The sequence below is a fragment of the Ruegeria sp. HKCCE4148 genome (assembly GCF_017872495.1).
Lineage (GTDB): Bacteria > Pseudomonadota > Alphaproteobacteria > Rhodobacterales > Rhodobacteraceae > Ruegeria.
In genome coordinates this window covers 214,502-222,622 of record NZ_JAEDOS010000005.1, presented here as the reverse complement: position 1 = coordinate 222,622, position 8,121 = coordinate 214,502, and the positions used below count along the sequence as shown (strand labels likewise).

Below are 8,121 nucleotides of genomic sequence, written 5' to 3'. Positions count from 1 at the left end.
CACCGTCAGCCTCGTAACCCGAAGCTCAGAGGTGCAAACCCTAATCACGTAAACAAATCTAGCGAATTGTCGTCGTTAAGAATGCCCGTCTCATCGACGGGCTTTGCTTTTTTTAACCATGGCGATCAAATTGCCCCGTATTTCCGGGACATAAACGCAGATAACTTCTCTGCAACAGAAGAAATGTAACGTTCAGCAGCAATCTGGGGTTCCTGCCAAATCGCTGACTTGATCGATCTGTGAGTGACTACCCGAGCCAACACTGGTCCTTTTGACCTATTGGACAGCGTGGGTCGAAGACGGGGTGTTTCATTTCCGTGAGGACCCAAACGAACGGGATGCTCGAATCCTTACAGCTTTGGATCTCTGGGCATGAAATGCCTAGAGCGTTACCTTCATATTTGTGAACCAACCTGCCAGCAGGCTTGGCGATCTCAAAATTGCAGATAGACTGAACAATGTAACGACGACAGGGAAGCGAATGAGGACCTGGTTATTTAGAATAATAGGCACAGTCGCATTTCTGGCATTCGCAGCAGTCGCTTTTGTTTGGCTGTTGCTTGCGGCTCCAATGTTCTCGGATATGCGGCGTGAACTTGTAGAACAGGTTCTTTCGGAACAAATCAACCGACCACTATTGGTCAACGACGATGTGCGCATCGCGGCGGGCCGCATTACCCACATTTATGTCGGCGGCGTGGTGATCCCAAGCCTTTCAATGGAAGATACCTCACTTGCAGAGTTAAATCGGCTGGAATTGGAGTTGGATATTGCCGCTTTGGCCAATGGGCGCCTTCACTTTGACAATCTGGTTGTAGATGGCCTGCAAGCAAATTTTCTAACTGCGGCTGATGGCACGACAAGCTGGCTCAAGGGCCATTCAGCACCAAATTCTGAACCCGAAAGCATCGCGGCAGAAGAAACTCTGGAAACGTCGATAGAGGTTCGCGAGTCCGATGACGAAGGCGCGGAAAACAAAGGCATCCTTACGTTTTTGAGCGACAAGAACGTGAGCTTTACGTCCATCGGATTGAACATAGATGACCAGGCTTCGGGGTTTGCCTTTGTTTTCGACCTCCAATCTCTTGCCCTGGAACAATTGTATGGCGGGCAGAACACAAGGGTTTCGGGGACGGGCTCTGTCAACGGTCAGGGTTTCGAAATCGAAGGCGACTACCCTCGCGGCGCGCCGTTTACGACGCACGCCAGTTTTGGGGAAATGACGGTAAGCTACGATGGTCAGCCATTGGCGGAAGACGAAGGTGGCGGTTATCGCGCGGTCTTGGAGATGGACACCGGTGAATTTGGCGATTTTCTCGAAGTCGTTGGGTTAGATCGTGTTCTGGAAGGCAACGGCCAGTTTCAGGCAGAGCTTGTGTCCCAGGATGCGCTCAAGATCGAAAGCTTTGCGACCACCATAAATCTTGAGGATGGACAGAAACTCGAAGCTGAGGGTTCGATAGATGACCTTTACACCGCTCAGGGCGTCGATCTGATCTTTGATGCCCGCCTTCACCCTGAGGGACAGCCGCCGAGCGCGGCAAAGAGCTTCCAGGACCTGAAGTTCTCGGGGTTTGAGATGCACATGGTGGGATCTCTGGCGTCTTTCGAGTTCGAGAAACTACTGTTTAAAACCAACGCATTCGACCAGGGGCTGGACGTGATTGGGCCAGCATCCATCGAAAGCATACGTCGCATGCCCGACGGTCGCCTGGCCATGCTGGGCATTGCGCTACAAGCCGGACCGATCGAGGAGCCGGTCCTGAAAGCCGAAGGTGAAATCCTCGATCTGCTCCAACTTCAGGACGTAACTTTTGATGGTATGCTCGACGGGCCCGCTAAACTGATATTACCGAACCTAGATGAAGGCTTTGTCGACCAGTTCGGCGGCATCAAGGCCGATTTCAACATATCCAATGCGGGCGGGCCGGTTTCACTCAATAGGTTTAATGCTACCAACTATGGCACCGATCTCTGGGCGCTTGATCTCGCACTATCTGTCAACGAGCTAAAAGGGCTGGCCGGTCTCGATTTCGACGTGAAACTGGACGTCAACGACAGCGCCCAGTTTCTCACCGCACTCAACCTGCAACCCATCGAGATTGGCGCAATGGCTATCGATGCTGAAACCTCCAGGCAGGGTGAGGACTTTGATGCCGCAATCAAGTTCGAAGCCGGGTCTTCCGATCTTCTTGCGGCTTTGGATGCGCGGTTTCCCGAAGGTGCATCCGTCGTCCGTGGCAACATTACGAGCGAGAGGCTCGATCTCAACGACCTGAAGAACCTGACCGCCGTGCTGGACCAACTGAAAGGCCTGGTAGGCGAGGCCTCACAAGAACCTGAACCCGAAGTTCAGCCTCTGGTTTTGCCCAAGGAGACAGACGTTCAGCCCTTGGTGTTGCCAAAGGAGAAAGGGAAACCTGCCGATCTTTTGGATGTACAACGTGTACTGAAAGAGGCTGATGTTGAGGTGCAGATCGATTTCAAAGAGATTGTAGGCCAGCAAGGCGTAACATCTGTTTCAAGCCAATTGTCTGCCAAAGACGGAACCGTGGATTTCGGACCTCTTCAGATGGCTTATGGTGGCGGAAACTTCAGCCTGCGTGCGGTGATGGATCTGATTGACTCACCTGATTGGCTTTCGTTGTCAGGATCAACCTCGGGATGGGAATTCGGTGAAATCCTTGATGAACTGGGGATTGGTATTGATGCCTACGGGCGTTTGAGTGGTGAGTTCAACGTTTCTGGCAGCCCCGCCTCGGGCAAGGCCTTCGTCAACTCGATGCGCGGCAATGCGTCTTTGTCGATGTCGCAAGGTTACATTAGTACCAGTCTACTGGAGTTAGCCGGGCTGGGCATATTCCCGTGGCTGTTTTCAGAGGAGTTCAGACAAGGCTACACCGACATCACTTGTGTGGTAGCCCCGGTTGATATTCAGGCCGGGCGGGTCAGTTCAAACTCCATCGTCATTGAAACGGGATCGGTTCAATTGGTGGCCAGGGGACAAGTGGACTGGCTGAACGATAGCATAGCGATCAGAGCAGAGCCCCGTCGCGTTGGCAAACCGCTATCCCGAAGCGCGTGGCCCTTTGATGTGACTGGCCAGCTTTCGTCGCCAAAGTTCAAACTGGACGTGGGTGGGTCAAGGAACAAGGCCCCGGAAGGCGCTGATGCTATGCCTGTCGACAGGCAGCCCTGTGTGCCGGACATCAATCAATTGCAATAGCAGGACGCGACCTAGTTCTTTAATGGTTCAGGCTGCTCGGCCTGACATGTCAGAACCGCCTCGATGGCTTTTGCAGACCCGCTGAGATCAAGCTCTATCTCGGTCCCGCTTTCGCCAATAATCGTGACGCTTTGACGCTTTCCGAATTCAGTTACAAACGCCGGGTTGTCGAAAAAGGCGTAGCCGCCGGGCACACCATTCTTGAAGACACCCACCGCTTCGCCTTCGAATCTCGCATCACCAAAATCGAACTGTACGATCCCGGTCGCCCCGTCCTCGATTTGAACCCAGGCGGGATTGTAGGCCGCAAAGAACCCGCCAGCCTGATTGGGCGCTGCGCCAATTTCAACGGTCATGTCACCTTCAAACGGTTTCCACGCAAGGCAGCCGTTGCCCTTTTCGGGATCAATCAGGATTGTCCAATCGCCGGATTCACCCCACCGTTCCATACCAGCTGCTTGAATTAAGCTTGCATAACACAAAGCCAATGTTGTCAGCACATACCTGTACATTCTGAACCCCAAACAGTTTTGAAGGTTAATCCATCCTACCGATACGGGAAGATCAATCAAACGATATGGAAGAGTCTTCAGGAGACAAGCCAACGAACCGAAACCGTTGTGTTGTAAACACGCTCGTCCCCAATTGCCACGATGACATTCAATTTTGGCTCCGTGAACGTACAAGGTCAGGAGATGTTGGCCGACCACTATAGCGTCGCCATGCGGCTAGAACAGGACAGCGAAGCCAAGGTCACAGTCTTTCAATGCGCCAATCCGGAACCTTTCGTCTGCACCTACGACACCGAGCTTCTCAAAGACATATCGACCGAGGCGGTATCACGCGAAGACGCTCAGCTATTGGACCTTAAATTGGTTTGCGAGCGGATCAACAATGTGCCGATGGCCGCCATCGCAAAACCGGAAGAGTTCTTGATTAGCGCAGCGTATCTCAGCATGATCCTAAGATGTCGGCTGAAATAGACCAGTGGTTAAATGATCTCGACCTGAGTCAGTACGCAGATGTTTTTGCGGAAAACGATATTGATGCGCGTGTTTTACCACTACTGTCTGGCGACGATTTAAAAGAGCTCGGGGTGAGCCTTGGTCATCGCAAGATCATCCTCGCTGCAATCCACGAACGCGCCGATCAACAGCACGTAACCTCGTCATCACAAGCAGCTCGTGAACAAGCGCCCACCTCAGATAATGCGCAAAGTGATGATCTGCTTAAACGGAAGCATAGTGAACCGGTCACTGCAGAGAGGCGTCACGTAACGGTTTTGTTTGCCGATCTAGTCGGTTCGACGGAACTCACCAATCGGCTTGATCCCGAAGACATGCGGGGCTTGCTGCAGAACTACCAAGACGCCGTTGCCGGAGCCGTCAGTCGGTATGGCGGCTACGTTGCAAAATATCTGGGAGACGGTCTTCTTGTGTTTTTTGGCTGGCCGAGGGCTTACGAAGATCACGCAATTCGGGCGATAAAAGCCGGTCTGGAATCTGTTCGGCGCGTCGGGGAACTCAATACACCGGACGGAGAGCGCTTGTCGGTGAGGTTGGGTGTTGCAAGCGGCGATGTAGTGGTCGGCGACACCATCGGCGAAAATACATATGAAGAAGGGGCTATGACTGGCCCGGTCGTCAATCTTGCGGCGCGGATTCAGGAACATGCAGAGCCAAACTCGGTCGTATTGTCCGTGGAGGAAACCGAGACAGCCTTGCATCGGATATTTGAATTTCAACCCCTTGGGAAGACAGAGCTAAAAGGTTTTGCTGAACCACGTACTCTGTTGAAAGTGGTGTCTGAGCGCAGTGCGGAAAGCCGGTTTCGAGCTTCACATCGCGATGATGCCGCCAGCGCGATGATTGGCCGCGACTACGAAAAAGGGATACTACTGCAATCATGGCAACGTGCTCAGAATGGTCACGGAGAGGTTGTTCTGCTGTCTGGTGAACCCGGGATTGGAAAATCGCGACTTACAGAAGAATTTCTTGCTGACATCGCCGCAAGCGACCAAGCCGATGTCATAAGACTGAACTGTTCCCCTTATCTCAGCAGTAGCCCCTTTCATCCGGTTGCCCAACGAATTTCCCAGGACGCTGGGGTCGAACCGGGGTTCGACGACAATCTGATCCTTGAACATGTTCGGAATATGCTTGAAGGGCGGCGCGGGCTGGACTGGGAACAAGTTCTGCCTGTCTTTGCAGCGTTGGTCGCGCCTCGTAGTGCGCTCGCCCAAAAGGTGCTCGAGATGTCACCGCAGGAGCAGCGCGACATAACAATCCAAACTTTGATCCACACCGTGCAAGTGCGATCAAGCGTGCGCCCGGTTATTCTGTGCGTCGAAGATGCTCATTGGATCGATCCTTCCACCCAAGCCTTGTTGGAGCGGTTTAAATCGATCTGCACCGATCTTCCTCTGATGATCCTGATAACCCACAGGCCCGGGTGGGAACTGGCTCGAGACGACGGGGACACGCACGTTCAGTCCCTGGTATTGCGCCGGTTCGATTCTGCGCATGTCTCAAACCTTGTCGAAAACATTACTGGCAAGAAGCCGGACGATGCCCTGATTGCCACAATCATTGAAAAGACCGACGGTGTACCTTTGTTCGTGGAAGAGCTGACCCGAGCGATTGTCGAGGCGGGAGAGCACGGGCAAATCCACATACCGTCGTCTTTGAAAGGCGCGTTGATGGCGCGTCTCGACGCGGTTTCACCTGAGGCAAAACAAGTCGCACTTACAGGTTCTGTAATTGGCCGAGAATTTGAGCCGAGCATATTGAATGCGGCGATGCGCATTGCGGATTCTGATATCAACAAATGCCTCGAAGAGCTTTCTCGAACCGGCATAATCTTCGAAAGCGGTCACAATCGTGGGCATTTTGTATTCCGTCATGCCCTTATTCGCGATACCGCCTATCAGTCCATGCTGAGCTCGACCCGAAAACAGCAACATGCAGACGTGGCGCGTGCGTTGATACGAACACGGTCCGCTGAGATCGAGCGACGCCCCGAACTGGTCGCCCGCCACCTTTCAGAAGCTGAGGATTGGGGGGCTGCGTTCGAAAAATGGCAGATTGCGACAGAAATGGCATTGGCGCGATCTGCCAGCCAGGAAGCGATGACCAACGCTAAGGAAACTCTACGAGCTGCTGAAAATCTAGGCTCAGACTCTGATTCAGAATTGATCAAAAGCAAGATTCTGGTTGGTCGCAGCCATGACAGCCTGGGCCAATTGCCCGAAGGTATAGCGGTTCTGAAGGACGCTTCCAGCGCAGCCCGTGCCTTGCATAACGTAGAGCTGGCCGCTGACGCGGCCAACCACTTCGCTGACTCATGTATGATGTCCAGCGAAAGGCACGGTGAGGCAATTGATCTCTGCGATAGTGCACTGAGTGACTTGCCCGATGATGATGAAGTCCGCCGGTGTAGATTGATGAGCCAACTTGCGCGCGCCCACATGTTCGTCGGTCAGTTCTCCGAAGGTGCGCGTTTCGGCCAGCAGTCGATGGAACTGGCCGCAAAACTGGGTGATTATAAATCCCAGTTCTCGGTAATGATGATGCATTTCGGGGCCCCATTCGTTGCGCGGAAGGGAAGAGAAGCCCACCATTGGCGCGAAAATCTGGAGGCTATGCACGGTGTGGCCGAGCATCTTGGTAGCATCGATCAAGGGCGGGATCGCACTCTGAGCTTGTTTGTAGGCGCCGAGATGGCCGACCGAGAGTTGATGGACCATTCTTTGGGTTTGCTTACAGAGATTTCGGAAAAGGACAATCATCTGCAGCTCTATTGGGTTCAGAAACACGCACGCGCGATGGTTGCAATTATGGACGGCGATTTTGAGCAAGCTGAAAAACACGCCACCGAAGCGGTAAAAATTGGCCGAAAGACCCATGGGGAACATGTTGAGGGCGTCTTTGGAGTTCAGATGTTCACCATTCGCCGCGAGCAAAACCGACTGCACGAGGTTGCGCCTGTGATTAAGCAACTGATGACAGACAGCCCCGAAGACATTTCATGGAAGCCCGGTTTTGGTCTTATCGCTGCCGAGCTTGGATACAAGGAACCGGCCGAACGAATACTGAATGAAATGGCTGCCAATGGCTTCGATCTTCCACCAGACGCCATGTATTCAACGACTTTGTCCTATCTGGCCGACATATGTGTCGCCATTCAGCATCAAGAACACGCCAAGACGCTCTATAAAATGCTTGCTCCTTACGAAGAACTGACGATCACCGCTGGGGCCACGACAGTATGCACTGGCGCAGCTGCGCGACGCCTCGGAAGTCTGGGTACGGTTCTGAAGGACTGGGATGTGGCTGAGACGATGTTCCAGAAGGCAATAGAAATTGACACGCGCATGAAATGCCCTCCTTGGGTCGCGCACAGCAAGACGGCATATGCTACTGCACTAAGACAACGCGGCCGCCCGGCTGATGTGGAACAGGCGTTTCAACTGGAAGGGGAAGCGTTGGCAATTTCACAGAAATTGAGTATGGTTTCCCTAAGGTCAAAGCTCGAAGGAGTAGCGAGTTAAGGTAAAAAATCTGGTCTGGGGGACTTCATGCCAAGGTACATAATTGAAAGAAATTTTGCCGAGCAACTAAACGTTACAGACGATGACAAAATTCACATCAAAGAGATCAATGACGAAGTCGGCGTCGAGTGGATTTTTTCGTTTCTCAGTGCAGATAAGCGCAAAACCTACTGCTTGTATGAAGCCCCGGATGAGGAAAGCCTGAGAAAGGCGGCCGAACGCCTGAACATTCCCGCCGACGTGATAACACCTGTGGATCGCATCGACCCGGGAATTTTTGCCTGACCTGCAACATTATTTTCCCAATTCAGTGAAACGCCTTCGCGGGACCACGCGACGGAAAAAA

Annotated in this window: 6 protein-coding genes; 5 read left to right on the top strand and 1 reads right to left on the bottom strand. The window is 52.9% G+C overall.

The window, feature by feature from the left end; translation table 11 throughout:
* Together I9187_RS15925 and I9187_RS15920 are read left to right on the top strand one after the other, a co-directional pair.
* The coding region (locus I9187_RS15925; protein WP_209940241.1) for a hypothetical protein at positions 1-189 on the top strand (189 nt) is incomplete at its 5' end.
* A gap of 292 nt (positions 190-481) precedes the next feature.
* The gene (locus tag I9187_RS15920) at positions 482-3,226 is read left to right on the top strand and encodes an AsmA family protein (RefSeq protein WP_209509618.1); all 2,745 of its coding nucleotides are present in this window, start codon (positions 482-484) and stop codon (positions 3,224-3,226) included.
* An 11-nt stretch (positions 3,227-3,237) separates the two neighbouring features.
* On the opposite strand, the gene I9187_RS15915 is transcribed toward I9187_RS15920, so the two are convergent.
* Entirely contained in the window at positions 3,238-3,675 is a 438-nt protein-coding gene (locus tag I9187_RS15915; protein WP_245223240.1) for a hypothetical protein, read from the bottom strand.
* Positions 3,676-3,879: 204 nt separating this feature from the next.
* Between I9187_RS15915 and I9187_RS15910 the strand changes: the two genes are divergently transcribed.
* Genes I9187_RS15910 through I9187_RS15900 form a run of 3 tightly spaced genes read left to right on the top strand, consistent with a single transcriptional unit; the run spans position 3,880 to position 8,060 of the window.
* Complete coding sequence (locus I9187_RS15910) at positions 3,880-4,209, top strand: hypothetical protein (RefSeq protein WP_216599114.1); 330 nt, start codon at positions 3,880-3,882, stop codon at positions 4,207-4,209.
* On the top strand, positions 4,194-7,775 hold the full coding sequence (locus I9187_RS15905; RefSeq protein WP_171238521.1) for an adenylate/guanylate cyclase domain-containing protein: 3,582 nt from the start codon (positions 4,194-4,196) through the stop codon (positions 7,773-7,775). The genes I9187_RS15910 and I9187_RS15905 overlap by 16 nt, the downstream gene beginning before the upstream one ends.
* Before the next feature lie 27 nt (positions 7,776-7,802).
* The gene (locus tag I9187_RS15900) at positions 7,803-8,060 is read left to right on the top strand and encodes a DUF4242 domain-containing protein (RefSeq protein ID WP_171092613.1); all 258 of its coding nucleotides are present in this window, start codon (positions 7,803-7,805) and stop codon (positions 8,058-8,060) included.
* Positions 8,061-8,121 lie beyond the last annotated feature (61 nt).

What these genes read in the sequence shown, in the direction of transcription:
- I9187_RS15920 (WP_209509618.1), top strand. Translation starts at nt 482, where the DNA reads ATGAGGACCTGGTTATTTAGAATAATAGGCACAGTCGCATTTCTGGCA.
- I9187_RS15915 (WP_245223240.1), bottom strand. Translation starts at nt 3,675, where the DNA reads ATGGAACGGTGGGGTGAATCCGGCGATTGGACAATCCTGATTGATCCC.
- I9187_RS15910 (WP_216599114.1), top strand. Translation starts at nt 3,880, where the DNA reads ATGACATTCAATTTTGGCTCCGTGAACGTACAAGGTCAGGAGATGTTG.
- I9187_RS15905 (WP_171238521.1), top strand. Translation starts at nt 4,194, where the DNA reads ATGTCGGCTGAAATAGACCAGTGGTTAAATGATCTCGACCTGAGTCAG.
- I9187_RS15900 (WP_171092613.1), top strand. Translation starts at nt 7,803, where the DNA reads ATGCCAAGGTACATAATTGAAAGAAATTTTGCCGAGCAACTAAACGTT.